This window comes from Cronobacter sp. JZ38 (assembly GCF_008932145.1).
GTDB lineage: Bacteria > Pseudomonadota > Gammaproteobacteria > Enterobacterales > Enterobacteriaceae > Cronobacter > Cronobacter muytjensii.
The window spans coordinates 42,907-67,552 of record NZ_CP017663.1; the positions used below are offsets into that span (position 1 = coordinate 42,907).

At 49.2% G+C, this 24,646-nt stretch carries 31 protein-coding genes; 30 read left to right on the top strand and 1 reads right to left on the bottom strand.

Going from position 1 to position 24,646, the window contains the following annotated elements:
* Positions 1–69: 69 nt before the first annotated feature.
* The 25 genes from BJP61_RS20565 to BJP61_RS20685 all read left to right on the top strand — a co-directional run bounded on the left by BJP61_RS20565 (position 70) and on the right by BJP61_RS20685 (position 19,896).
* Positions 70–1,986 (top strand): AAA family ATPase, encoded by a 1,917-nt coding sequence (locus tag BJP61_RS20565; protein ID WP_171999465.1) that lies wholly within the window; start codon positions 70–72, stop codon positions 1,984–1,986.
* The gene (locus tag BJP61_RS20570; RefSeq protein ID WP_171999467.1) at positions 1,976–2,692 is read left to right on the top strand and encodes a hypothetical protein; all 717 of its coding nucleotides are present in this window, start codon (positions 1,976–1,978) and stop codon (positions 2,690–2,692) included. The genes BJP61_RS20565 and BJP61_RS20570 overlap by 11 nt, the downstream gene beginning before the upstream one ends.
* A 9-nt stretch (positions 2,693–2,701) precedes the next feature.
* A complete protein-coding gene (locus tag BJP61_RS20575; RefSeq protein WP_171999469.1) occupies positions 2,702–3,271 on the top strand; it encodes a hypothetical protein in 570 nt (189 codons plus the stop codon).
* Between the two features lie 77 nt (positions 3,272–3,348).
* Positions 3,349–5,673: a class 1a ribonucleoside-diphosphate reductase subunit alpha gene (nrdA, locus tag BJP61_RS20580; protein WP_171999471.1), complete on the top strand. Its 2,325-nt coding sequence runs from the start codon at positions 3,349–3,351 to the stop codon at positions 5,671–5,673.
* Between the two features lie 91 nt (positions 5,674–5,764).
* The gene (nrdB, locus tag BJP61_RS20585; RefSeq protein ID WP_171999473.1) at positions 5,765–6,898 is read left to right on the top strand and encodes a class Ia ribonucleoside-diphosphate reductase subunit beta; all 1,134 of its coding nucleotides are present in this window, start codon (positions 5,765–5,767) and stop codon (positions 6,896–6,898) included.
* 82 nt (positions 6,899–6,980) lie between these two features.
* Positions 6,981–7,853 (top strand): phosphoribosyl-ATP pyrophosphohydrolase, encoded by an 873-nt coding sequence (locus tag BJP61_RS20590; RefSeq protein ID WP_171999475.1) that lies wholly within the window; start codon positions 6,981–6,983, stop codon positions 7,851–7,853.
* 180 nt (positions 7,854–8,033) lie between these two features.
* Positions 8,034–9,119, top strand: coding sequence for a thymidylate synthase (locus BJP61_RS20595; protein WP_171999477.1), 1,086 nt, complete (start codon positions 8,034–8,036; stop codon positions 9,117–9,119).
* Positions 9,092–9,538 carry a hypothetical protein gene (locus BJP61_RS20600; RefSeq protein ID WP_171999478.1) on the top strand — a complete coding sequence of 149 codons (447 nt, stop codon included), beginning with the start codon at positions 9,092–9,094 and terminating at the stop codon, positions 9,536–9,538. The genes BJP61_RS20595 and BJP61_RS20600 overlap by 28 nt, the downstream gene beginning before the upstream one ends.
* A gap of 8 nt (positions 9,539–9,546) precedes the next feature.
* On the top strand, positions 9,547–10,044 hold the full coding sequence (locus tag BJP61_RS20605) for a dihydrofolate reductase (protein ID WP_255485543.1): 498 nt from the start codon (positions 9,547–9,549) through the stop codon (positions 10,042–10,044).
* On the top strand, positions 10,032–10,667 hold the full coding sequence (locus BJP61_RS20610) for an AAA family ATPase (protein WP_105621070.1): 636 nt from the start codon (positions 10,032–10,034) through the stop codon (positions 10,665–10,667). Before BJP61_RS20605 ends, BJP61_RS20610 begins: the two co-directional genes overlap by 13 nt.
* Before the next feature lie 61 nt (positions 10,668–10,728).
* Positions 10,729–11,148, top strand: coding sequence for a hypothetical protein (locus BJP61_RS20615; RefSeq protein ID WP_105621071.1), 420 nt, complete (start codon positions 10,729–10,731; stop codon positions 11,146–11,148).
* Positions 11,145–11,693: a 3'-5' exonuclease gene (locus BJP61_RS20620; protein WP_105621072.1), complete on the top strand. Its 549-nt coding sequence runs from the start codon at positions 11,145–11,147 to the stop codon at positions 11,691–11,693. Before BJP61_RS20615 ends, BJP61_RS20620 begins: the two co-directional genes overlap by 4 nt.
* Positions 11,694–11,752: 59 nt before the next feature.
* Positions 11,753–12,580: a hypothetical protein gene (locus BJP61_RS20625; protein ID WP_171999483.1), complete on the top strand. Its 828-nt coding sequence runs from the start codon at positions 11,753–11,755 to the stop codon at positions 12,578–12,580.
* Positions 12,581–12,721: 141 nt separating this feature from the next.
* On the top strand, positions 12,722–13,531 hold the full coding sequence (locus BJP61_RS20630; RefSeq protein WP_171999485.1) for a hypothetical protein: 810 nt from the start codon (positions 12,722–12,724) through the stop codon (positions 13,529–13,531).
* Positions 13,532–13,713: 182 nt separating this feature from the next.
* The gene (locus BJP61_RS20635; protein ID WP_171999488.1) at positions 13,714–14,337 is read left to right on the top strand and encodes a hypothetical protein; all 624 of its coding nucleotides are present in this window, start codon (positions 13,714–13,716) and stop codon (positions 14,335–14,337) included.
* 100 nt (positions 14,338–14,437) lie between these two features.
* Positions 14,438–15,052, top strand: a complete 615-nt coding sequence (locus BJP61_RS20640) for a phage N-6-adenine-methyltransferase (protein WP_105621076.1) — start codon at positions 14,438–14,440, stop codon at positions 15,050–15,052.
* Positions 15,053–15,235: 183 nt separating this feature from the next.
* Positions 15,236–15,469, top strand: coding sequence for a hypothetical protein (locus BJP61_RS20645; protein ID WP_105621077.1), 234 nt, complete (start codon positions 15,236–15,238; stop codon positions 15,467–15,469).
* 698 nt (positions 15,470–16,167) lie between these two features.
* Complete coding sequence (locus tag BJP61_RS20650; RefSeq protein WP_105621078.1) at positions 16,168–16,479, top strand: hypothetical protein; 312 nt, start codon at positions 16,168–16,170, stop codon at positions 16,477–16,479.
* On the top strand, positions 16,476–16,982 hold the full coding sequence (locus tag BJP61_RS20655) for a hypothetical protein (RefSeq protein WP_171999490.1): 507 nt from the start codon (positions 16,476–16,478) through the stop codon (positions 16,980–16,982). Before BJP61_RS20650 ends, BJP61_RS20655 begins: the two co-directional genes overlap by 4 nt.
* A gap of 9 nt (positions 16,983–16,991) precedes the next feature.
* Positions 16,992–17,168, top strand: coding sequence for a hypothetical protein (locus tag BJP61_RS20660; RefSeq protein ID WP_171999492.1), 177 nt, complete (start codon positions 16,992–16,994; stop codon positions 17,166–17,168).
* 88 nt (positions 17,169–17,256) lie between these two features.
* On the top strand, positions 17,257–17,682 hold the full coding sequence (locus BJP61_RS20665) for a TerB family tellurite resistance protein (protein ID WP_171999494.1): 426 nt from the start codon (positions 17,257–17,259) through the stop codon (positions 17,680–17,682).
* Positions 17,682–17,834: a DUF3927 family protein gene (locus BJP61_RS20670; protein WP_139300345.1), complete on the top strand. Its 153-nt coding sequence runs from the start codon at positions 17,682–17,684 to the stop codon at positions 17,832–17,834. Before BJP61_RS20665 ends, BJP61_RS20670 begins: the two co-directional genes overlap by 1 nt.
* Before the next feature lie 147 nt (positions 17,835–17,981).
* Positions 17,982–18,521, top strand: a complete 540-nt coding sequence (locus BJP61_RS20675) for a hypothetical protein (protein WP_171999496.1) — start codon at positions 17,982–17,984, stop codon at positions 18,519–18,521.
* 42 nt (positions 18,522–18,563) lie between these two features.
* Complete coding sequence (locus BJP61_RS20680) at positions 18,564–19,166, top strand: HD domain-containing protein (protein WP_171999498.1); 603 nt, start codon at positions 18,564–18,566, stop codon at positions 19,164–19,166.
* Positions 19,156–19,896, top strand: a complete 741-nt coding sequence (locus BJP61_RS20685) for a hypothetical protein (protein ID WP_171999500.1) — start codon at positions 19,156–19,158, stop codon at positions 19,894–19,896. The genes BJP61_RS20680 and BJP61_RS20685 overlap by 11 nt, the downstream gene beginning before the upstream one ends.
* On the opposite strand, the gene umuC is transcribed toward BJP61_RS20685, so the two are convergent.
* The gene (umuC, locus tag BJP61_RS20690) at positions 19,873–21,138 is read right to left on the bottom strand and encodes a translesion error-prone DNA polymerase V subunit UmuC (RefSeq protein WP_171999511.1); all 1,266 of its coding nucleotides are present in this window, start codon (positions 21,136–21,138) and stop codon (positions 19,873–19,875) included. The two genes, BJP61_RS20685 and umuC, sit on opposite strands and share 24 nt — an antisense overlap.
* A 185-nt stretch (positions 21,139–21,323) precedes the next feature.
* Between umuC and BJP61_RS20695 the strand changes: the two genes are divergently transcribed.
* The 5 genes from BJP61_RS20695 (at position 21,324) to BJP61_RS20715 (ending at position 24,582) form a co-directional block, all read left to right on the top strand.
* The gene (locus tag BJP61_RS20695) at positions 21,324–21,716 is read left to right on the top strand and encodes a hypothetical protein (protein WP_171999513.1); all 393 of its coding nucleotides are present in this window, start codon (positions 21,324–21,326) and stop codon (positions 21,714–21,716) included.
* Positions 21,709–21,981, top strand: a complete 273-nt coding sequence (locus BJP61_RS20700; protein ID WP_171999515.1) for a hypothetical protein — start codon at positions 21,709–21,711, stop codon at positions 21,979–21,981. Before BJP61_RS20695 ends, BJP61_RS20700 begins: the two co-directional genes overlap by 8 nt.
* A 92-nt stretch (positions 21,982–22,073) precedes the next feature.
* The gene (locus BJP61_RS20705; protein WP_171999517.1) at positions 22,074–22,460 is read left to right on the top strand and encodes a hypothetical protein; all 387 of its coding nucleotides are present in this window, start codon (positions 22,074–22,076) and stop codon (positions 22,458–22,460) included.
* A gap of 77 nt (positions 22,461–22,537) precedes the next feature.
* Positions 22,538–22,789: a hypothetical protein gene (locus BJP61_RS20710; RefSeq protein WP_171999519.1), complete on the top strand. Its 252-nt coding sequence runs from the start codon at positions 22,538–22,540 to the stop codon at positions 22,787–22,789.
* A gap of 107 nt (positions 22,790–22,896) precedes the next feature.
* Positions 22,897–24,582: a DUF4942 domain-containing protein gene (locus BJP61_RS20715; RefSeq protein WP_171999521.1), complete on the top strand. Its 1,686-nt coding sequence runs from the start codon at positions 22,897–22,899 to the stop codon at positions 24,580–24,582.
* Positions 24,583–24,646 lie beyond the last annotated feature (64 nt).

Genomic DNA, 24,646 nt, shown 5'->3' on the forward strand with positions numbered 1-24,646 from the left:
TCGTCTCAAGAAAGATCAGCCAAAGCTGACTAACCTGGCGTCCAAAATAAAACATACAGAGAAAAGCACATGAAATTTTTGTCAATGAAGGTTGAGAACTTCATGGCGCTGGCCGAAGCGGAAGTCGAACTCTCCGATCGCGGGCTGGTGCTGATCCAGGGTATCAACACTGACGACTCATCAGCATCCAGCAATGGTGCAGGCAAGTCCACCCTCATGAACAGCTTAATGTGGTGCATCTATGGAGAAACAGCCCACGGTGTTAAGGGTGACGATGTCCTGTCAACGGGTAACGAGAAGAACTGTCGCGTTCAAGTGACTATCGAGGACGAAGGCAAGAAGTTCGCGATCATCCGTCACCGCAACCACAAAGAGTTCAAAAACCGTCTGATTGTTCGCGGGGAAGATGGCGACATGACCAAAGGCAAAGACACGCTTACGCAGGAACTTGTTGAGCGGCTGATTGGCGCCTCGAAGGAAGTGTTCACCGCATCGATTTATGCAAGCCAGGAGGCTATGCCAGATCTGCCGGGTATGACTGACAAGAACCTTAAAGCGATAGTCGAAGAAGCTGCTGGCGTTGACCGTTTGACCCGGGCGTATTCAATTGCTCGCGAACGAGCAAATGCAGCTGCCGCGCGCGTAGATAACGTTAAGACCAAGATGGAAGGCACGCTGTCGCTGGTGGACTCAGCTGAAACAGAGCTGAAATCAGCCAAGGAATCCTCTGAAGAGTGGGAAAAGAGCCGCGGCCAGCGTTTGGAAAAGTCTCGCGAAGATCTGACGGGTGCTGAAGTTGAATTGGCGGAGGCAGAGCTGGAACTGCGAACTATCCCAGAACAGATCCGCGATAAGCAGAGCGCCATTACCGCTGAACGTGAAAAGCTGGCAACCAAAGATGAGCACGATAAAAAGCTGGTTCGTGTCCGGGCTGTTATCTCCGAAGCGGAAGGCAACATCCGTTCCGCAGAGACGTTGAAAGCGTCAGCGGTTAAACGTGCCCAGAATAACAAAGCGCAGGCAGATGCCATTGACTCCAAAGTTGGCACTCCATGCCCAACATGTGGAAAGGCTTATTGCAGCGAAGATTTGTCAACCGTTAAGGAGAACTATATTGGCCAGGCACGTAGTGAAATTGTAGAAGCGCAGGCATCAGCAGCGACAGTGGCTGAACAGCAAGGCCGTCTTGATAAAGCGCGCGGCATCGAGCAAGCACTTATCGACGCAACACCAGATGTCTCAGCCATCGTTGCCCGAATCCAGCAGCTGAATGGCGAGCTAAGCACATTAAACAAGCGTTCCGGCGAGCTGGGTTTGCTTGAGACCACCTTCCGCCGTGCTAAGGCTGAAGTGGAACGTATCATGGCAGAAGTGAATCCGTTTCTGGCGAGCATTACGCGCCATGAAGAAAGCCTGCGCGCCAATAAATCTAAATACGCAGAACTTAAAAAAGAACTTAAAAACCAACAGGAGCAGGCTCAGCTGCTTGAGAAAGCTCGCCAGGTATATTCGCCAGCCGGTGTTCGTTCGCACATTCTCAGCTCAGTGACGCCGTTCCTGAACATGCGCACTGCCGAATATCTCAACACGCTTTCTGACGGCAATATCGTTGCTGAATGGTCAACAATGGAGACCACTAAGAAAGGTGAGATCCGTGACAAGTTTAACATCAATGTGTCGAAAGCCGGTTCCAGCAAATCATTCATGGGTTTATCCGGTGGTGAGAAACGCAAGGTGCGAATTTCGTGCTCACTGGCATTGCAGGATCTGGTGGCCAGCCGCGCCAGCAAAAATATCCAGCTGTTTATCGGTGATGAAATTGATGATGCGCTGGACTCAGCGGGGCTTGAACGTTTAATGGGCATCCTTGAGACCAAAGCGCGCGAACGTGGCACGGTGATGATCATCAGCCACAAAGAAATGAAATCATGGTTCCGCGAAACCATCACCGTTGAAGTTAAGGGCGGCCGCAGCTATGTCAGTTAATGAGCTAAGTTACATCCAGTTCCGGCAAGTGGTTTCTGTACTGGCATCCATTAACCTCCTGTCGGATTACGTGGATGAACCGGTACGGCCTAAGTGGTATTTCGAGCTAAGCGAGGTGGATGACGCGCAGCGCGCCGCATTAACGGAGCTGCTTGATGCCAGCCCGGTCATGACGACGCTCACGCATGAAAGCAACGTAAAGCCGCTTATGATCAACTTAGCAGATCCGAGCGGATACCTGCCTCGCGAGTGTGGACTGGTTACTCTGAGTGGCGTGAACACTCTGACCATGAGTATTGGCGACCCGTCAATGTATCTGGATAGCCAGCAAATCAGCGCGTTCAACACTTTTATCCGCCGTCTAAAAAACAAATCGGAGCTGGTGGCCAGCGGCGGCGCTGCATTTGAAAGCGTTGACATCAAATTCGAAGAAGGCGATGGCATCATCCGAAACACAATTGTTGAGTTCAAGGATTACAAGGGAGATACCGTTTTTGTGGCTGATGGCGACACTCACGAAAATGTTAAGCACAATCTACCGAAGAACTATCTCAGTGAATTATGTGAGTTCGTTGCGCAAACCATGATGACCTCAGAGGATGATGATTCATTGTTCAATGAGCTGCTGGGCGTACCATCAAGAAGCCAGCAAAAAGACGAACCGGTAATGACGCAGGAAGCCCACCCTCAGTGGGGAACATGGTAAGGAGACCATATGAGTAAGTTAATTAAAATCGTCGGGTTAGACCCCAGCATGAGTAACTTTGGCATCGCTGCCGGCACACTCGATCTGGACACGAATGAAGTTAAGGTGACACGCTTTGAGCTGGCGGAAACGAAGGCCGGTGGCAAAAAGAAAACGGTACGTGTGAATAGCGACGATCTGCGCCGCGCTGGTGAGATTTGGGCGAAAGCAAAGCCAATGATTGATGAGGCACATATCGTTTTCGCTGAGCTGCCGGTGGGCAGCCAATCGTCTCGTGCCCAGACAAGCTATGGCATTTGCATCGGCGTTCTGGCAAGCATTCAAAAGCCGCTGATTCAGATTACCCCTGACGAAATTAAGAAGTATGTCGGCGGTAAAGCGAGTGTTGCCAAAGAGGACATCATTGAATGGGCTATTAAGGAGCAACCAGACGCCCCCTGGCTGCGCCACAAGTCCAAAGGTGAAATGGTGCTGACCGGTAAGAATGAGCACCTTGCTGACGCTGTGGCGGCGATTTACGTCGGTTTAGATACTGATCAATTCAAACAGGTGGTAAGCGTTCTGAAAGCAATTTTATGATTTATCGTTGATAGGTAGCTAACTACCTACTATCATGGCGGCCACTATATGTAGTGGCCTTTTTATTGGGAAAACACATGATTAACATCCAGAAACGTAACGGGCGATCGGAGCCACTGAGCGAAGAGAAGTATAACCGCGTGGTAATGTGGGCGGTTGAAGGCGTTGAAAACGTCAGTGCATCAGCCATCGCCCTAGGTGCTTCTGCCAGCATTTTTGACGGCATGACCACCAGCCAGCTGCATGAGGCGCTGGTGAAAGCCGCAGCTGATTTGATCAGCCCTGAAACTCCGAACTACTCCCAAGTTGCAGCCCGTCTTAATCTGTTCAAAATGCGCAAAGATGCGTTTGGTCAGTACGAATACCCCGACCTGTACATGCACATCGTGAACCTCGTTAATCGTGGCATTTACGATGAAGATTTGTTGAAACGCTATCATCCGAACGAAATTAACGAGCTGGGCAAATATCTCGATACCGCTCGCGATGATCTGTTTGGCTACGCGGCCACCGTGCAGTTGCAGGGCAAATATCTTGTCCAGAACCGCGTCACTGGAAAAATTCACGAAGCGCCGCAGCACATTTATATGCTGGTGGGCATGTGTCTGTTCCAGGATTGGCAGGACGGCACCAGTGGTAAAACTCGTCTGGAAATGGTCAAAGGCTTCTATGATGTCACCAGTACATTCAAGCTCTCATTGCCAACCCCAATCATGGCAGGCGTTCGCACACCGACGCGCCAGTTCTCAAGCTGCGTACTGATTGAATCTGGCGATAGTCTGAAAGCCATTAATGGTACAGCTGCCGCGATCGTCGATTACGTTTCTCAACGCGCCGGCATCGGCATTAGCTTTGGCCGCATCCGTGCGCTGGGAAGCGAAATCCGTGGCGGCGAAGCAACCCACACTGGCGTTATCCCGTTCCTGAAACACTTCCAGACAGCCGTTAAATCCTGTTCGCAGGGCGGTGTTCGTGGTGGCGCAGCTACTGCGTATTATCCGTTCTGGCATTTGGAAACTGAAAGCCTGCTGGTGCTGAAAAACAATCGCGGTGTGGATGAGAACCGTGTACGCCATCTTGACTACGGTGTGTTGCTGAACCGCCTGATGTACCGCCGTCTTATTCGTGAAGAGAACATCACTCTGTTTAGCCCGAATGATGTGCCTGGTCTGTATGACGCTTATTTCGAAGATCAGGATCTGTTCGAAGATCTTTACCTGAAATATGAAGCTGACCCGGCTATTCGCAAGAAGAGTGTTTCTGCCGTTGAGCTGTTCTCTTCCATGATGCAGGAGCGCGCCTCTACCGGTCGTATTTATATCGGCAACGCTGACCACATGAACGAGCATAGCTCCTTCATCCAGAGCATTGCGCCAGTGCGTATGTCAAACCTGTGTGCTGAGATAACGCTGCCAACCAAACCGCTGGTGAAAACTGACGACCCCAACGGCGAGATCGCTCTTTGCACACTGTCAGCGTTTAACCTCGGCGCCATTAACTCTCTGGGTGACCTGCAGGAAGTCGCATTCTTTGCAGTTGCGGCGCTCGACTCACTGCTTGATTACCAAAACTACCCAATGGAAGCCGCAGAGCGTGGAGCAAAAGCGCGCCGCAGCCTGGGCATTGGTGTAACCAACTTTGCGTATTACCTAGCGAAGAATGGCTTTAAATACTCCGATCTCGAAGGCAACAAGCTGGTTCACGAAACGTTTGAAGCGATTCAGTATTACCTTCTGGACGCCAGCTGCAAATTAGCTGAAGCGAAAGGTGCGTGTGAGTGGTTCGACGAAACCAAATACTCTCTCGGCCAGCTGCCAATTGACCACTACCGCAAATCTCTGGATGGTCGGGAGATCAATGCGAAGCATCCGCTGCAACTCCCATGGGAACAGCTGCGCCACCGCATCAAAGTGCATGGTCTGCGTAACTCTACGCTGACCGCTCAGATGCCATGCGAAACGTCGAGCCAGATCACCAACTCAACGAACGGTATCGAGCCGCCGCGCGGCGCTGTGTCCATCAAATCCTCCAAAGAAGGCGCCATCAAAATGGTTGTGCCTGATTTTGAGAACCTGAAAGGGCAATACGAATATCTGTGGGATATGCCGAGCAACTACGGTTATCTGACCAAAGTGGCGATCATTCAGAAGTTCTTCGACCAGTCTATTTCGACCAACACGAACTATGACCCTGAGCGCTTCCCAAATGGCAAAGTCCCGATGGAAACGCTGCTTGATGATCTGCTCACCGCCTACCAGCTGGGCATCAAAACCCTCTATTACCACAACACGCGCGATGGTGCCGGCCAAACGGAAGACACCAGCGATGTGAACAGCGCGCCCCAGGCTAATCAAGAGCCAACTCTTGACGACGAGTCTGATTGCGACACCTGCACCATCTAAAGCGTGGGGCAGCCGCCCCACCTTCTCTAATCTATTGAACACCTGTGCCAGCGGATCACAATGCTGGCACGTATTGCAACGAGGAAAACACATGAGCCAATATTCAACGTTCCGGCTTGGGGCGAACGACGCGACTAAAGAACCTATGTTCCTTGGCTTGCCAGTAAACGTATCTCGCTATGACCAGCAAAAATATCGCCTGTTTGAAAAGCTGATCGAGAAACAACTCTCTTTCTTCTGGCGCCCTGAAGAAGTTGACATCTCCAAAGATCGCATTGAGTTTAACAACAAGCTGCAACCGCATGAGCGACACATCTTCCTGAGCAATCTCCGTTATCAGACACTACTGGACTCCGTACAGGGACGTAGCCCGAACGCCACACTGCTGCCCCTGGCCTCCATTCCAGAGCTGGAGACATGGATTGAAACGTGGTCATTCTCAGAAACCATTCATAGCCGCAGCTACACGCACATCATTCGCGGCATGGTTGATAACCCGGCTGAAATCTTCGACGGCATTGTAAGCGATGAAGAAATCGTGAGCCGCGCTGCATCGGTAACTGAGCAATATGATGCCCTGTACCAGCTGATCTGCGCTCGCGAGTATCTTTCAGAGCAGAAAGGTCGATTTGATGAAATCTATGGCGAACTTGCCATGGAGAAACAGGTTTATCGCACCCTGGTAGCTGTAAACGCTCTGGAGGCGATCCGCTTTTATGTCAGCTTCGCCTGCACGTTTTCTTTTGGTGAGCGTGGGCTTCTGGAAGGCAATACAAAAATTATGCGCTTCATCGCGCGCGATGAGGCCCTGCATTGCCATTCTACTGAAATGATGATCAAGTACATGCGCGTCGGCAAAGAGGGTGAGCAGTGGAGGGCTGTGGCCGATGAACTTGAACCCTTCGTTTACCAGACCATGAAGGACGTGGCTGAACAGGAGATGCGCTGGGCTGAACACCTTTTCAAAGACGGCTCAATGATCGGCCTCAACGCCGAAATCCTGAAGCAGTATGTGAAATATCGCACCAACGTTAGCCTGCGTCGCATGGGGCTGAAGCCTATTTTTGAAGACGCGCTGAACGACCCCCTGCCCTGGATGAACAAATGGCTGCTGAGTGACCAGGTGCAAGTGGCGCCACAAGAAGTTGAGGTTAGCTCATATCTGGTTGGGCAAATCGATTCAACGGTGAGTTCAAAGAGCCTGAAGAAATTCGCCGATATTTGATGAATTTACGTGTTGGATGCCTATATCCAACACGTTATTATATTGAAAATAAAGTAATTGTTTAAATAAATAAGGAAACAAAATGTTTACTGGCGTTATGGACAAATTGAAGCTGTTCGGTGACAAAATTGTCGGCTTCAAGCCAGATCTGTACGAGCTGCATCCGGGTTATGGCGATCATACTCTCGACATCTATGGAATGGTTAACCAGTTCCACGGGATGTTTCAGCATCCTCAGCGCGTAGCTGCAACACCGGCGCTGCTTCGCTTACGTGCAAAACTTATTCGCGAAGAAGCTATTGAAGAAGGCATCCCAGCTGCCGATAACTCAAATCTAGAGAAGATATTGGATGCGATGGCAGACTTCCTCTATGTCGGTATTGGCACTATGGTGGCGATCCGCGGCGGCGCACCTATGGGGATGAGTATCTATACCCAGGATCAGAGCGTAGGTCGATTCAATGAGACTTTGTCTGTGACTTCCGCAGCGATCGACGATGTGAAGCTACCGTTTTATGAAGCTGGCAAAGTTGCTGATGAGCTTGAGGCTCTTGCGACCAAGATTGAGTCAGAGAATTTGTCAGAAGGTGCTCTTGTTAACGAGCTGCGCCGAGTCCTGAACATGCTTTATGTCGCCTGCAGCATGACCTATCGCCTGGCTGATTTAATGGACATCAACATTGTAGAGCTGGTGGCGGAAGTTCACCGTTCCAACATGACGAAGCTGTGGCCGGGTGACGATGCAGAGCGGGCTGTGGCGGTGGATTGCTGCCAGTACGACCATTCAGATCTGGGCTTCCGAGCATGTGAAGGTACTGATTTAAGAATCGGATTCCGCATCTCCGATGGCAAAATTCTCAAATCACCAACCTACAGTGAAGCCGATCTGGTTGGCTTTGTTGTGACGGCTGAGACGTCTACTATTGTGAAAGAATTATTAAGAAGCGCCTTGTAGTTAAATGGCTATAAAGGTATATTTTATTCCTATGCGAAATAAACCTTGTCAGAATATCTGATTTATAGACGCCCTTCTGGGCGTCTTTTTTTTTGCTGTTAAGTTATAGGCTTGCTTTGATGGCGCTCTTTTTTTACTTATTATAAGATAGGTAATCACCTACCTATCAAAGAAATCAAGATGACCAGTTTACTTAACAAACCTTTCACAAATGGCCTCGCGACGGATTACACATACCGTTCGGTAATTAGCCGGGTTCAATCAGAAGGCATGGCCTCTGGTGACAGAACGGGAACCGGCACAAAAGGAACCTGTTTCTTAGCAACCGATTACCTGCTGACTGGCGCATCAGTACCACTTGTTTCCAGCAAAAAAACCAATCTCAAACCTCTTCTGGTTGAGCTGGAGTGGTATCTAAAAGGCACCGGCAACATCGGCTTCCTGAAAGAGCATGGTGTAAAAATCTGGGACGCATGGGCTGATGAGAACGATGACCTCGGGCCGGTCTATGGAAAGCAATGGCGCAGTCTGGAAGACACCCGGATTATCCTCAGCAGCGATCTACAAAAGTATCTTAAGCGTGGTTATTTGCTTGAGACTGAAATTGATAACAAACGCTCCCTTGTCACCAGAAACGTTGACCAGCTGGCGCGTATCGTTGACACGCTTCGCACCAACCCATCCGATCGCCGAATGCTGATGAGTGCATGGAATGTGGCTCAACTGGAAGACATGGCACTGCCCCCTTGCCACTTTGCGTTTTACGTGTGGAGTCGTGAGCTGGATTTCCCAACCCGTTTGTCGATGGCGAGTGATGTAGGCCGGACGCACTCTCAGTACGGCCATGAAAGCATGTATAGCCGCCTGCTTGAGCTGCTGGATACTGGCACTGAGATTGATGATGAGCTGATGGACAGCCTGGGTATTCCAAAGCGAGTTCTGTGCTCTTCTGTAATGCAGCGCAGCGTTGATGTATTTGTCGGTATGCCTTTCAACATTGCTGGGTACGGCATCCTCACTCATTTCATTGCCCAAATTACCGGTCATATGGCCGCGTCTCTGACTCATTACGGATGTGATATTCATCTCTACGACAACCACCAAAAGGCGGTTGAAGAGTTCCAGGCGCGCGAAATCCCAAAAAACTCTGACCCGGTGGTCATCCTTCCTGAAGCCTGGGAAGAGCTTGACGATTTCCGTTGGGATGGCGTCGTGATTGAAGGCTATGAGCCACTGCCATGGATCAAGGTTCCGGTGGCGGTGTAGCAATGGCCAGGGGAATGATTGTTTTTTGTGAGATCGACAGTGTATTGGCTGAGGTTAACCACCGCAGCTCAATGTCGGCCGAAGACGATCGCCTAGTAATGGGCGATGGTCTTGTCTTCCCCACTAGCCGAATGCTCCGGGGCTTCATGCGCTCCGGGGCTGAAATTGCTCTGGTCTCTAATCGCTCAGCCAAGCTGATTGAGGCCACTAAGCAATGGCTAAAAGGTGCTGGCATTGATTATGACTGGCTTTACTTCGGCGGAATGACGCCAAAGTACGGAGCATATTTAAAAAAGACTTTGCAGGAGCATCGGGCAGATCGACTGATTGCAGCGGTAGGCGCCAGCCAAGAGTTTGTCAGTGTGATGGCAAGCCACCCAAACCGCCCTGTTTGTTATGTCGTCCGAAAGGGAGAGTGACCGTGTTTATGATTGCTGCGGTGGCCAAGAACGGTGCCATCGGCAAAGAGAATCAGCTGCCATGGCGCAGCAAAGAAGATCTGCAAATTTTCAAGCGCATGACAACCGGTACGATTGTTGTTATGGGGCGTAGAACGGCAGAAAGCTTGGGTAAGCCACTTCCTGACCGTGTGAACGTTGTTATCAGCCGTGATGCAGCTCGTGTACCGGCTGGATTCGTCCATCTCAGAGGTATGTCAGATGTGGCTAAGTTGTCGGTCTATTCAAACTGCGAGGTGGCCATCATTGGGGGCGCTGAGATTTATCGTCTCGCCCTGCCATACGCTCATCGTGTTTATCTGACGCACCTTGATATTGAAGTGCCCGACGCAGATACCTTTTTCCCCATGGAAGAAATGGCAGCCGCAAATCTGATTTCACTTGAGACGTTAGTGGTGCAAGAGGAAACGGAAACAACACCATCCTTTAAACAAGTTGTTTATGGAGATAAAGAATGGATCGCATAGGTTTGGCTGGCGCCCAGGGAACGGGTAAAACGACTTTAGCCAAGCGTCTCGCTCTTAAGTACGGTTACAAGTTTGTCGATGCTGGCGTCGGCGCGCTGATGAGTAAGTTGGGTGTGGTGGTCGGTCAAGAAATGCCTCTTTACGAGCGCCTGCAGGTGCAGCTGGCCGTCGCAAACCACATCGCTGAGAAGTCCCACGGCTCAGGCAGTTTCGTAATGGATCGAACGCCAATTGACGTTATGGCCTACACCATCGACCTCTTCCACCAGGTTAATGATGATCGTTGTGTTTCGCTGTTTGATGAGATTCAACAGGTGTGTTCGCGAACCGCAATTGCGAATTACAACGTGATCGTTGGATTGCGCCCGGGGATCGAACTTTCTCAAGATGACAGAGAACGAGACCAGCGAGGCTCTCTCGACCCTTTGTATGTTCGCAGAATCGATGCGCTGGTGTGCGGTGAACTGAACAATCTCAACCACTTTGGAGACAAGCGAAACCTTACAGTCGGCTTCTTCCCGCCAACTTTAACAAATCTGGATGCGCGGATTACTTCATTTAGCCAGTACATCCGAACCTCAGCAGAAGCGCACAAACGGCCATCCGATAGCGCCTTGCACTAAATGTTGAACCCCTCTCGTGGTGCGCAACAATACGCGCACCACATGATCACGGAATACAAGCATGACCACCGACCTTCTCTTGCAGGATGAAATCGACCGGAAGACGGTTGAAGCGCTCGAACGAGTGGTGACCGAATTTGAGTCAAAACTTCTGACTGCTCGTGAGGCAAGAATTGCCATCCGCGCAGTGTTTGAGAGTGTCCAGGGGCTGCTGACTGAATCCATCAGCGAAATTCTAAATCAGGTGATGACTCAGTTTGCTAACGAACCAGGTAAGCCCATTTTCCCCATGCACCTGGCAATGCCAGGCGGCAACACTATTTTCATCAGCGTTGATCTCGACGACAAAACGATGCGTGTTCTAAACGTCACCACCGGTGCTGAACTGGCAAAGGTGGCATGTGACACGCAGACCGAGACAATCAAAAAGGCAGCTGCGTTTGCAAAAAACGCCATTGTCAAAGGAGCTAAAAAATTATGATCGCAACCGGGCTGGACATTGAATCAACCGGACTGGATTTCCGCGGTGGCCATCGAGTCATCGAGATCGCCCTATCCTCCTACAACATCATCACCAAAGAGAAGATAGCAAGCCTGGAGATGCGCTTTAACCCGCGGCGAACCATCCAGCCAGAAGCTCAAAAGGTGCATGGCATCTCATTAGAGATGCTGGCAACCGCCCCACTCTTTGAAGACAAAGCCCCTGAGCTTATCTCGATGTTGGACGCCAGTGACTTTTACATTGCTCACAATGGCGAGGGCTTTGATGGCCCGTTTCTGCAACATGAGTTCAATCTCGCTGGTCATTCCATGCCAGACAAACCTATGTTTGACACTATGTTAGAGGGGCTGTGGGCTACAGAGGACGGAAAGCGCCCGCGCTTGCAGGAGTTGGCATTTGCTTTGGGGCTGGTGTACGACACGGAAAAAGCGCATAGCGCTCTTTACGATGTAGATCTGATGATGGAATGCTTCTTTATAGCGCGTGAAAAGTACGGCCTGTTCCAGCTGCCGTTTGTCTTCTGATAATTAATTGATAGTCTACGTGATTAGCTTCATACTCATTTTTTTCATAGGAGATGAGTATGAAGTGGTTAAATTCAAACGTTAATATAACTAAAAAGCTCACAACGCTATTTTCTAATCTCGGTATTGATTTCTCATATCCCGCTTTCTGTGATTCCGATGAATTTCTAAATCAAGAAAGAAAGGATTCAACATTCTTAGAAAATTACGCGCTATATGTTGAGCATAAAGAGTATTCTGAACAGTATTTAAGCGAGGCAAAGAGAAAAATTGAAATTTGCTCAAATATTTTTCACGAAATTCTCAAAGCCGATGGAAGAATGGGGGCCTGTGTTGATGCCTCATCCATATTTGCTCGTATGCTCGACGAATTAGGTGTATGGAACTACGTTACCAAATCGACGGTTAAGATAGAATTTCCTGAGAAATCTGGTTACGGGCCTGAATATTTTTGGCTGCCTACCGATGAGAGAATATTTGCAGGTCACTCAATTGTAGTAGCGCCACCGTTTGGGGTTATTGATTTAACCATTAAAAATCAAGAGTATACTAATGGCAAGGGGGCGCTGCTCCCAGATAAAATACTCTCATCTTCTTTCTCGCTTGGAAATTGGACTCCTGAAGATGTTTTGTCACCCGAAGTTCGCATGATGATGAAGATGCAGCGCATCGAACCATTAAAACACATTAAGTTGTATGATTCTGCGATGTATAATGTTTTGAACACTTTCCCATGTAGAGTGGTTGAAGAAGAAGGCTGTACATTTAAGTATATTACTGTTGCAGTTGGTGGATCAATGTTTAAATTAAAGGATATTGATAATTACAAACCAACTGGAAGACTTGCGAGAGACATATTTGAGAAAGATATACTTCCACATATTTAATAAAAGATGCCGCCTTGCTTGGCGGCATTTTTAATGCCTTCTCAAAACCATTCGCCTGTAAATCTCGCTTTTTCCCCTAGCTCAGTTTGGCAAAATAGCTGTCATTACGAAGCACATTTAAAACAATGAAAGGAAAAGCACATGTCCAACGCAGTACAAACAAACGTTTCTGACCTCGATGCTCTGTCTGCGATCTTGGCATCCCTTGATGAAACCCCAGCCGCTGCTGACACTCAAATGAAAGGCATCGATTCTTTGCTCGATGAGCTGGAAACGAACGCCGCTGAGGCCGCCACATCTACACAAGAGAGCATCGTGGCAAAGATCGAAAACGAGTTACCGGTTACGCCAGCTGCTGCTTCAGGTGATATGGAGCAGGTGATCATTGATTTGGAAGAGTCGAACACGGCCACACCACCAGAGAAACCATCGGAGATTTTAGCCGATGGCGAAGAGAGTATTCTCCCGGTGATTGAAGCACCGGCCAAACCTGAAGTTCAGAAGGATAAACAGCCAGAGCCAGAGACTAAGCCTAAAAAAGCCAGCACACCTCGTGGCGCTCGATTCACCTTTGATGGTAAAGACGATGCCTTCTTTGTGAAAGCTGGCCTCCAGCGCGAGGATTTCATGAAGTGCTACAACGAGGCTCCAGTGAAGGCGATGGACAAAATCCAAAACATTATGCACTGGTTTAGTGGTGGGCCGGATCTAAGCGTGTACACCCGCATTTCATTACATTCGCTGATCGCTGACAAAACGGCAAGCAGCAATAGCCTCAAACTGGCGATGATGAGTTATCCAGAAAAACCTTATCCAGTTGGCACTGCCTCCACTCAGGCTGGCCAAATGATGGCAGTATTTCCGGCGCTGGGCATCGCTGCAAAAGATGGAAAATATCTTTCGCTTAATGCTGATTCTCCGATCGTCAAAAAATTTATGGCGGAAGAGTAAAGAGACCATCTAAATACGCCCACGGGAAGGACGCTGTGGGCTTGAATACTCAAAAGCTTAATTACCCACAACAAATTTTCCTCTCCGCTCTAAGAGCGATCTGGCTCTATCAAATTAAATCTAAACAATTCTGGCTATCTGCCGTTAACTCATCGGTTGCGCAGTAAAAAAATAGGGATGAAATGAATAAAATATCAACAGCGATTGTTTTTGCAGCAAGCATTTTCTCGTTAACTGCTTGTGGCGAAACCGATCCCGATGTAATCACGGTACAAGATACAAAACCTGGTTTTTTAATGGGTGATACCTATAAGGAAGGTTTCGCTAATTGGAAAGTATGTGACTCGGTTGATTGGGAGAAGACAAAAGACGATGTTACATGGATGTATCAAGGAAGAGATGTCGTAAAGGTCACTTGTAATGTGGGGGATGTCGATGATTATGCTGATAAACTTAAAGAAGCACTTCTACAGAATATAGCCAATAACCCTGATAAATCGCAGGAGAGGCATTACAAAGAAGTTACTGACAAGATCACCGATCTTGACACCATTCAACTTAGCCTTTATTTCCTGCCCCCAAATGGTCGCAAGCCGCAACCCTATATCTACACTTTCAGATATACATGGAATGATGGTAAGTCTGGCTTAGACACTCACCGCCCACAAGGCATCGCTCGTGACATGCAAAACCAGAAAAAAACAGTTTTCGATTTGATGTTTAACAATCCCAAAGACGAATTTTCAAACCGTCAAGATGCCAGAGCCATGGCGACTATTTTCATGGCAATGAGAAAGGAACAATAATTTCTATACATAGGCTGCGTCAGAGTTTAGTGGGCGCAGCCATACCAAAGAAATCTTGCTTTTGTTATAATAGGTAGCTAACTACCTACAGAGAATTATCATGATTGCCGCAGAGAAGATTAAAAAGCGCGAGCGTGACAAAGAGCTGCGCGACCTGTGGCGCACTCCACGGTGGCTATTTGAGGCCATTCAGAAATACTTGGGCATCCAGTTTAACGTTGACGTGGCTTGTGATGCCGGCAACGCTCTACTGCCTGACTTTATCGGCAAGGAAAGAGACGCGCTTGTTTGTGATTGGGGCGAGCCAGGCACCAATGCTTTTCTCAATCCGCCTTATTCCAAGATTAGGCCCTGGATAGAGGCAGCTATGCGTGAGCAGCGTCGCGGCGTATCGACAGTAATGCTGATCCCCCAATCACTTGATACCGCCTGGTATGAGTTCGCCACTGAATCAGCTAATGAGACGGTGGTGCTGACCGGTGGGCGTGTAGCCTTTCTTGAACCAGACGTGGAGCTGGGGCTGGTAGAAGTACGTGAAAACCCTGGTGGGAGTATGCTGGTGGTCTTCCGCGGCCACTGCCACCAGGCTGGGCACATTCTTCGCAAGGTTTCACTACCAGTAATGAAAGAGCTGGGTGGTTACGATCCATCAAAAGCTATCAGGAAAAAGCGCCCTTCCAAGAAGAAACAACCCACTTTGGAACTGGCAGCTTAGCACCACCACAAACCCAATTTATCCAACCTGCTTCCGTATATTTAAATACTGGTTAGTTATCTATTTATAGAGAAGCAGGTCGGTTGTAAGCAACCCACCAGCCCTTGTCATACCTGGGATTGTTGGTAGATCCCCTTCCCAGAAAAATTATGATCGCTGGACATTAATCAGAAGGAATTACACATGGCACACCCTACCAACGTAGTGGCACTGATCGATACTGATTTTCTCGCCAATGCACGCCAGCTACTCAAAAGCCGCGATCAGTCATTCACGCTTTATGAGTGGGCGCTTAAGGCGATCCGCGGTGGGCAGCATACCAATGAAGTTGAGCAGCTGATCGGCGAATTAATCAACGAAGTTCATGGGCTGAATGTTCAACTTTACGGCCGCACTGAGCAGAAAGCCACCGTTTAAAAATAGTAACGCGGTTAAATAGCTGTTTAGCTATTTACCGTCTGATCTGCCAGTGTTAACATCCCGCCGTCATTTTTCGGAATGGCTCGGCAGATGGGTGGAGGGTTATGGCGCTGGCGTCTGCTTAAAGGAACCTGTTACCAGCGATCGAACCGGGACGCGGAAGCCGCTCGGGGAGAGGGAGAATCAAAGCAGGAGAGAAAAGGAGTCACTGTAGGTTGTCGAAACCAGACGAGTTCCAAGAGGTTGGTGTCTGGTGTTCCCCTCCTGCAGTGAGGAAGGATCTTGATTCTGGGGTATTGCTGCCCACAACCTTCCTAACCGGGACTGGCATTGGATCTCGGTCATAGTTTCTGGCTATGATTTGCTCAGGTTAGCGTGGGTTTCTCAACCCTGCTTCCCTGGGTGAATTATATCCAGAACACACAACCTCTCACTACGTTCGAGGGAAACCTCACATTCGTTCGGTTTCTCACTTCTAAACCCATTCTGGGTATTATTTCATCATAAAATACCAATAATACTTATTCACCCGCGCGAGGCGAAAATAAGTAGTTGACTACCTACAACGTTAATATTAAATTAACCCCCGTCAGGACGACGACGGCGCTGGTTTAGCGCTTGCTCCATGGACGGAGCACAAACACGGCTGGGTTCGCCCAGCCGTAACTTTTTGTGTCTCAAGAAGGGATTCGTTTGTGAACATGTTGTTGTCTTACGCAGACGTTTTGACCGGCATTAAAACCGGCGCCTCCTTCGCACGTCAGAAATGGCCTGCCGACACATCCATACGACTCCGCACCGGGGTGATCAGCTCAAGCGAATACCAGAAAACTGAAGGCAAAGTGTTCTTCGGTCTTCCACTCAACCTTTTTGAAGTTCACCAGCCAGACGGTTACACCGTATTTCCTGGTTTAGAGATGGTTCTTCCAAATGGCAAGGTGGTTGATTACCTGGCTTCGATGATTGACCAGCTCGCCTGCGATTGGAAACGAGTGGAAACTAAATGATCAGCTATTTGTTCCTCAAGCGCCGCTTCGAACGCCAGCTTAGCCAGATGGAAATCCGCATCCGTGAACTTGAGTCACGTTGCGATCGCCTGTCCGATGTTCTGGTTACGCTCGGCACCGCAGCCGGTGTTAAGCATGTCGAGAAGCAACGTGGCCGTTCTGAAGTTGAGTTGTGGGGGTTGTCCGATCCGCCAGTTTTTCTAGGGAAGGAAAAATCTCATGCAGCAGTACCAGCTTCAACGACTTCGGCGCGTAGCGCAGCCCCTGTTAGTGATGTTAACCATGTGCCTTTTGTGTACATCGATAACGACGACGTTCCAGCTCGCTCCAGCATCTCTCATAGCGCCAGCAGTTCGCACCATAGCAGCCCCGCCATCAGCAACCATTCAAGCAGCTCAAGCCACCACTCTTCCCACGGGAGCCATGGTGGATTCGACCACGGCGGTGGAAGCTATGACTCAGGTAGTTCCTTCGATTCAGGCGGATCGCTCGGCTGTGATTAAGGGAGATGCGTGATGTGGATTAGAGGCTTCTTCCTCTTAGGCGTCGTCGTCATTATTTCGTGGATCACCAATCTCGTGAAGGTGTTCACAACAGACATTCCAGTGCCTCTCTGGGGCGGGAAAGAAATCGCCAGAGTCATTGGCATTTTTATCCCGCCGCGGGGCGCCGCGCTCGGATTCTTTTAAACCGTAACGCAGCGCTTTTACCCCGTTTTGGGCGCGCTACGATATGACCACTTAGAAAACAAGTTGTTAAATAAACAAAGGAAAACACATGTTTAGTTTGCTGAAAAAGAAAACCCGTAAAGCAGTTATCGAAGTAAAAAAAATGGAGAACCGCGATGCGGTTGAAGCGACTGTCTGGGGCGGATACTACATTTCTTATTTTGATGGCGACTGCTCGCCTGCAGAAGTTGATGTGCTTGAGAAGACCATGGCTGCTACCCCTTCATTTGCGCCGTTCGCTGGTGAGATCGCTCAGCTCAGCTCTAACGTGCGCCAGCAATTCGAAGCAAGCGCGCGCCGAGCAGCCGCCCAAGCTCTTCGTGAGTTAGAAGATATTGCCGGCACTACTGATGCTGTGGACGTTCTGTGCCTGTGTATCGACATTGCTGACAACGATGGCATTGGTGAAGACGAAATGAAAGCCCTGAAGAAGATTGCTCAGGCACTTCAGCTTTCCCTCGACCCGTACCTCTGATGATCCGCAACATTCGCCTCGGCGCTGCCGGATTCTTTGCACTGCTTGCAGTCATGGTTGATTTTGCCAGCCGGTTGATGTCAGTGCTCACCGATGGCGCTTTGCTGGCGGTCGCAGTTGTTATTCTTCTGCCGCTACTGAAAAAGCAGTAATACAAGGCGTCTTCGGACGCCTTTTTAGTCGCCCCACTTCCCTGCCCAAGCCGAACCAAATTGCTTAGTGGCCTTTTTCGATGGTGGCAATATACACCCACTGAGAAAACAACTTGTTATCACAAATAAGAAAATAAGGAAAAGCACATGTGTATTTTATGCGATATGAAAAAAGCCGCAGCCAAGCAATCTAATGAGCGCACCCCTGAAATCAGCCTCTCTGAAGTGGCCAAACATGCCCGTGCAATCGTCGGCAAAGAGGATCTGCATCCGGTGCAGGCTATTGCAGCACTGCAATTCCTGATGCCGGTAATGAAAGACCCGGAGATGATGCTGGAGCTGCTTATTAAAGCTGACGATGAAGCTCGGGCAGATAAAGCGCCGCGTACTGGCGATAGCACTGTAGGCTCAGTCCAAAGTGTTGAAGAGCTGGAAAAGGAAGTCGCCCGTCTGAACGCCCAGATCAATCTGCAGGCCACCAATGGCAAAGCAATGGGTGACGCTCTGGCATCGTTGAGCGCAAGCATGAATATCGAGCTGCCGGTTCTAGATGGGTCAAACCCGCGCTCTACCGTAAAAGCCTTGTCGGCCGTGGCTGACAAACTCGAAAGCCATAAAGCAGGCATTGAGTTCTGGATGCGTGAAATCACCAACCGCCACGATCTGAATAAAACAGCCACTCATTAATTTAAAATGGGCGCTACGGCGCCCATCTCATTTAGGTAAATTATGGACATCATCATCGATAAAGCTCGCACTTATGCGACCGCTGCCCATGGCGCTGTTGGCCAGCGCCGCAAATACACTAACGAGCCGTACATCACCCACCCAACCGCTGTTGCCGAGCTGGTTCGTGCGTATGGCGGCACCAGAGATATGATTGCGGCCGCGTATCTTCACGATGTCATTGGAGACACTCAGTTGACCTTCGAAGATCTGCAAGAAGCGTTTGGCGAGAGTATTGCGTGGAAGGTTGACGCATTGACCAATAAAGCCGGCAAAGAAGATGGCAACCGCGTACAGCGTTTTGTTATCAACTGCCGCGCGCTGATTAATAGCCTCGATGAAGAAACGATGGTGATTAAGCTGTGTGATCTGCTGCATAACACCTCTTCCATCGTCGAGCATGACCACGGATTCGCTGCGATCTACCTTGCTGAAAAAGAGTTCATGATGGATGAAATCTTTGGCCTTATGGAAGGCGGTCTGGCCGACATTGTCCGTGCAAAATTAGTGTGGGCCTATGAGCAGTTGAGCACCAGCTTCAAGGCGCGCCATTTGAAGCATCTGCGCACTATCCAGACTGCGTGGAGTGAACAAGATGCAGCATGAGACCACCAGCACACTCGATCGCCAGGCGTTGATGGAGACGTTTCTAAGGGGGGTGCCAACCGAAGAGCTTCTCAACCACGATATTAACAGCTGGTACGCTCACAAAGCGCAAGAACAAGCCGAGGAAATGCGTGAAGAAATGGATTCCCCAGGCGGTGGGCTTCTGAAGTTCCTCAGCAATGGACCGATGTCGGGTATGGCGGCAATGATGTTCGCCAAAGAGTTCCAGGATACTCCGGCCACTAACTATTATGAGCTGGCGTATCAATTGCCTGAAATGGGGGCTTTCACGGTCACTATCCAGCGTAATGATGGAGAGACGCCGGGTCTTCAACTGGCCGCAGCCAAAGACCGTATTGCCATGCTCGAAGAATCACACGCACAGGTGATTCACGCGCGTGATTTTTACAAGCAGAGCTGGCAGCTGTCATCTCTAAAATCGATGTCTCGATCGTTCCGCGAGGCAGTGAGAGCTGCGCGCAAGGTGTGGCTGGATGAGAATGACCCGAAGGATGGTACTGACTGCGTCACCCCATTCGACCAGTTCCTATACACGGAAGTTGTTTCTGGTGAAGGCGTTGATTTGCCAGACCTCTTCGAGTTGATGGAGTGGGCGAAATATCCAGCCGATGGGCGCGATCTCAACTCAGTGGCCAAGGGCAAGATGTCTCGTCTTATTCTTGCCGCGACCGGTTTGGGTGATGCGTCACTTACAGTAAGCGATCGGTAAATCCTCCAGACAAGTGGTGTAGCGCGGGGAAAGCGTCTCGCGCTTCATCTGCCACTTGTTATCAACCCCCTGCCCTGCGAACCAAACTTTTCCAATTCCTCTTTTGTTGATTGAGCCGATCACTCCCATCAATTCATCTGCCTTTGGCCGCGGCCTATGTTCGCTGAACATATCGAGTTGAGCGACTCCATCCTGGTAAAAATCCCCGAGCATTATCCCGGCGCGCGCGTATCGGTAGCCATCACGCCAAATGCGCTTTAGGCACTGCATTGCAAACGCTACAATGTCACGCGTGTCGGCGGTGGGATATTCGCAGGTAATCGAAGCGCTGTCGCCATATTGAGGCTCATTGGCATAGCGGCTCGTTGCAATGAAAACAGTAATAAGCCGGCAACGTGATTTTTGCTCTCTTAACTTCTCTGATGCGCGTACGGCATAAGTGCAAACGGCATGTTCCATGTCCTGCAGGCGCTCAACGCGCTGCCCGAAGGATTTGGAGGTGACGATCTGCTGCTTGGGTGGGGGCTGCTCTTCAAGTGGGATGCACGATTCACCATTCAGCTCACGAACGGTGCGTTCAAGCACCACGCCGAAATGTTTGCGGATCATCGTCGTGTTGGCCTGAGCCAGCTGTAGCGCCGTTTCAATACCCATCTGGTTCAAGCGCTTCGTTAACTGGCTACCAACGCCCCAGACATCCCCCACGTCCACCAGCGCCATGAGTTTGCGCTGACGCACCGGGCTGGATAAGTCCAGCACCCCGTTTGTTTTTGACCATTTTTTCGCTGCGTGATTTGCGAGCTTGGCTAAAGTTTTGGATTGAGCCAGGCCAACGCCCACAGTGAGGAAGGTTTCTTGTTTAATGCGATTGCGGATCTGATGCCCAAATTCATCCAAGGGCATATAGCTGGAAATGCCTGATACATCGAGGAAACTTTCATCAATGCTGTAAATTTCTTGGCCTGGCGCCATCTCACCTATGATAGCCATCATTCGCCGGCTCATGTCGGCATACAGAGCATAATTACTGGAAAAGACCGCTACGCCATTCTCTTTAAAGAAACGCTCGTTTTTAAATAGTGGATCACCCATTTTTATGCCTAATTTCTTGGCTTCAGGTGATCGAGCCACAATGCAGCCGTCGTTGTTAGAACAGACTACAACTGGCTTGCCGATCAAGTCAGGCCGGAAAATCGTCTCACAAGAAGCATAGAACGAATTTGCATCAACAAGGGCAAACATTTTGGACTCACCAAAAGAACTGTATGTATATACAGCACAATAGATCATCAAACGAGATTTTTCCAATAACGTGGCGGAGCATCGCCCTTGACAGAAGGCGCATAAAGTAAACAATATCATTGTTTAGTTATGTGTGAAAACAAGATGTTTTCACGGTTTTAAAATGACCAGTCAAAGGATATGACATGGCTTATGGATTTCAATGCTTCGATAGCAGCGGCAGACTGACATGCGATAACACTAGCATTATGTCGCAAGTCAAAGGGACCCTGGATTTGCCATTTATGACAGAGGGAAAAGGGTGGGTTGTCTCAGCAGGTGAGAAGGGGACTAAAAAATATACATATGTTATTTCTAACTGTGATTTTTCAAACGGCACACCATATGTTTTCTTCGTGCCAACAACACGAACTGTCCCAAGTGACAGTGTGTTCGCGTATAGCCTTCCAGACGTGACCATCGGTGTAAATTCTATCTCTCTTGAATACAACTATATGAACTTGGCTTATCCAGATGATTTGGGAGGTCCACTCATTGGTGGTGGTATGACAGTTGTTTGGGGTGTCTACAATGGCTGATTACGGTATGCAGCTCTTCAACGATGCTGGAAAGGTAATTGCGAGTACAGGTCAGCTCAACTTCTCTCTTCGTTCTTCAGGTCAGATAACCAATGCTCAGTTTAATCCAAAAGGAGAAAGCTCCTTCTGCAATCTGGTGCTAGACACCAGCGGAATGAACTCGCCTATTGTCTTCTTAAAGCCAATGAATGCTGACTCCCGAGTTTCAATGCTTCCTGGTAGCGGAGCTGATTTCCAAGGGGGGCGCTGTCAAAAATGTGGGTAATCTCAAAATGGTGGAACAAGACAGTTCAGCCAATCCAATATTACATTTTTGACAGATGGATTCCCCCTGCAACTGACTCTTACGGTATTCGCATGTGGGATCAGAATAAAAACCTGACGTTTGATTCTAACTGGTATCACCTACTCCTAAAAAAAGTTATCTGGTTAAACCCTGGGTTTCCAAACCACTCAGGAAATGGTTCAGGAAGCAACTGGACAAGCATAGGCGCGGCAGGTGCGGGGAATCTTGCAGTGTCGATGCCTATCGCACGTCAGTATGGTTATGGTTGGTATGCCCTCACAGAATGTTTTCATCTTGCAGGCGGCAACAATGAGGTGTTTGTGTCGGTTGTTCCACGCGGCCAGATGTTTTGGTCTGGTTGGGGTTCAGAATATTTGAATAGAAATACTAAATCTCAGGTCATGATTGCCGATGTATCTCGTTTGCCCACATCGTACAACCCTGTGAAAGTCATTTAATTAATAGGTTTTCTAAGGGGTTAGTGGTCAGGAAGTATAAAATGATGTCTGTTGAATGAGATATGGATGAGTCAAAAATGATCAATAAAATTTTTATGACGGCCGCAGTTTTTGCTTTGCTGTCAGGTTGCGCGGCAAACGGTGATAAAGAAACGAAAGTGAATTGCCAAGGGAATGTGAGCTTAAAGCATAGCGCTCCGGGGCACTTCATGAAGGTCAAAATGGTAAAGGAGTACCATGGTTTTTACTTCGTTTCGGGCAACTCAACCATTGGTGCGAGTGGTTGGATTCCTAAGAGCGATTTCCGCAACGTTACCTGCAGTAAGTAACCTTCAGCGCCAGCCAATGTGCTGGCGCCTTCATTTCATTGTTTCCTGCCTGATCTGATATGTCATAATAACACCCATAAGAAAACAATTTATTTAATGGTGTCATTATGACTGCAGCGCTTTCAATCATCGAAGCTACATCCCCTGGAAGTGACATCGCATTCCGCAAGGAATTAGCGATCATCAATAACATTGTGGCCGAGTGCGACAAAGAGATCGCTCTGATGCACGAGGTTCATGATTACGTGTATGGGGATGACCGGTATCAGATGATAAATCGACTGTTAGAGCTGAACCACCAGCCAGATTGCAGCGCGCGCCCCGGGAGCACCCTTTCCAAAGTTAACTTGCAGCATGTGAAGGAAAACATTCACGCCCGTTATTGGCAGCGAGTGACGGAAATGACGAACGTTCTGATGATCATGCCAGCTGCGCGCCGTGAGGAATGGCGTGAGCAATTCATCTACGGGAAGATGGAAGTATCCGAGGAACGTAAAACGGGAATGTTCAAGGACACTTATCGTGCTAAGAAATATGTGGGCGTTCCAGAGTTCACCCTTAACACTGTTGTGCCAACCATGGTGTCATTGCTCAACGACCGGCACAAATATCTGGTTGAGCGTGTGCATGGACTATTCAAGGCGCTGAGTCCGAACCACAAAACGAACAAGGTCTTTGGCTTCTCGGAAAAGATGATCATCTCCTATGTCTTTACCGACTACTGGAATGACAGCGTTTCAATCAACTACCGCAAAGAGGATGTGCTCGACGACCTGCGAGTGATGCTTCACTTCTTCGCGCATCAGGAAATTACTGAGGTGGCGCCGTCACGTCATGTATTCAGCGCGCTTTACCGTGACAATAAAGAAATGAACACCTGGTACAGCATCGATGGCAATCTGATGCGCGTGAAGATGTTCAAAAATGGGAACCTGCACATTCAGGTACATCCAGACGTGGCCTGGAAACTCAACGAAGTTCTGGCGGTGGCCATGCCAGCCTCAATCCCATCTGAATTGCGTAAGCCTCCTGCCAAGAGCGCCCCGCCCAAAGAGTTTGGGCATGTTCATACGGAAGTTAGCAGCCAGGCCAGAAGAGCGTTATCAACGATGAGTAATCGTTACGGCAGCTGGTCGTACAGTCATCATGGCTTGTCAAAATCAGAGATTGAGAAGGCTGATGCTGTCATCAAGCGGATCGGCGGCGTCCAGACCAGCAGCCATTGCTTTAAATTTCCATATGAGCCTGGCAACATCATTAGCATGATCATGGCCACCGGTCAGATACCGGATGTAGTTGCCCACCAGTTCTACCCTACCCCAAAAACAATCGCGGATTATGTTGCGGCGGCGCTCAATATGAAGCCAGGCGAAACACTGCTTGAGCCTTCAGCTGGTCGAGGTGATTTGTTGGCGTCCGTTCCGTTGGCAAGCGAGTTCGCGACCTGCGTTGAAGTGGCTCCGTTGTTTGCTGAAATCTTAAAAGAGAAAGGCTACCAAGATGTGCATAACGCCGACTTCATTGCCTGGTCGAAAGACTATGCACAAATGAAGTTCGACAAGATCGCAATGAATCCGCCGTACTCCGATGGCCGTGCCAAATCTCACACACTCACAGCTCTGGAACATCTGAATGTTGGTGGCCGGCTGGTGGCAGTCCTGCCCGGTGTGCCAAACCTGACAGAGTGGATTGATGAACGTCGATTTGCGTGTGCGATCGGTAAGACATTTGAGAGAGAGTTTGAGGACACCGGCGTAACAGTGACGGTCTGTATCTTTAAGCGCATCAGCTAAATAAAGGGCTTCTTCGGAAGCCTTTTTTAATGGCTTCGCTCCCGCTTTCACGCATTAGATAATT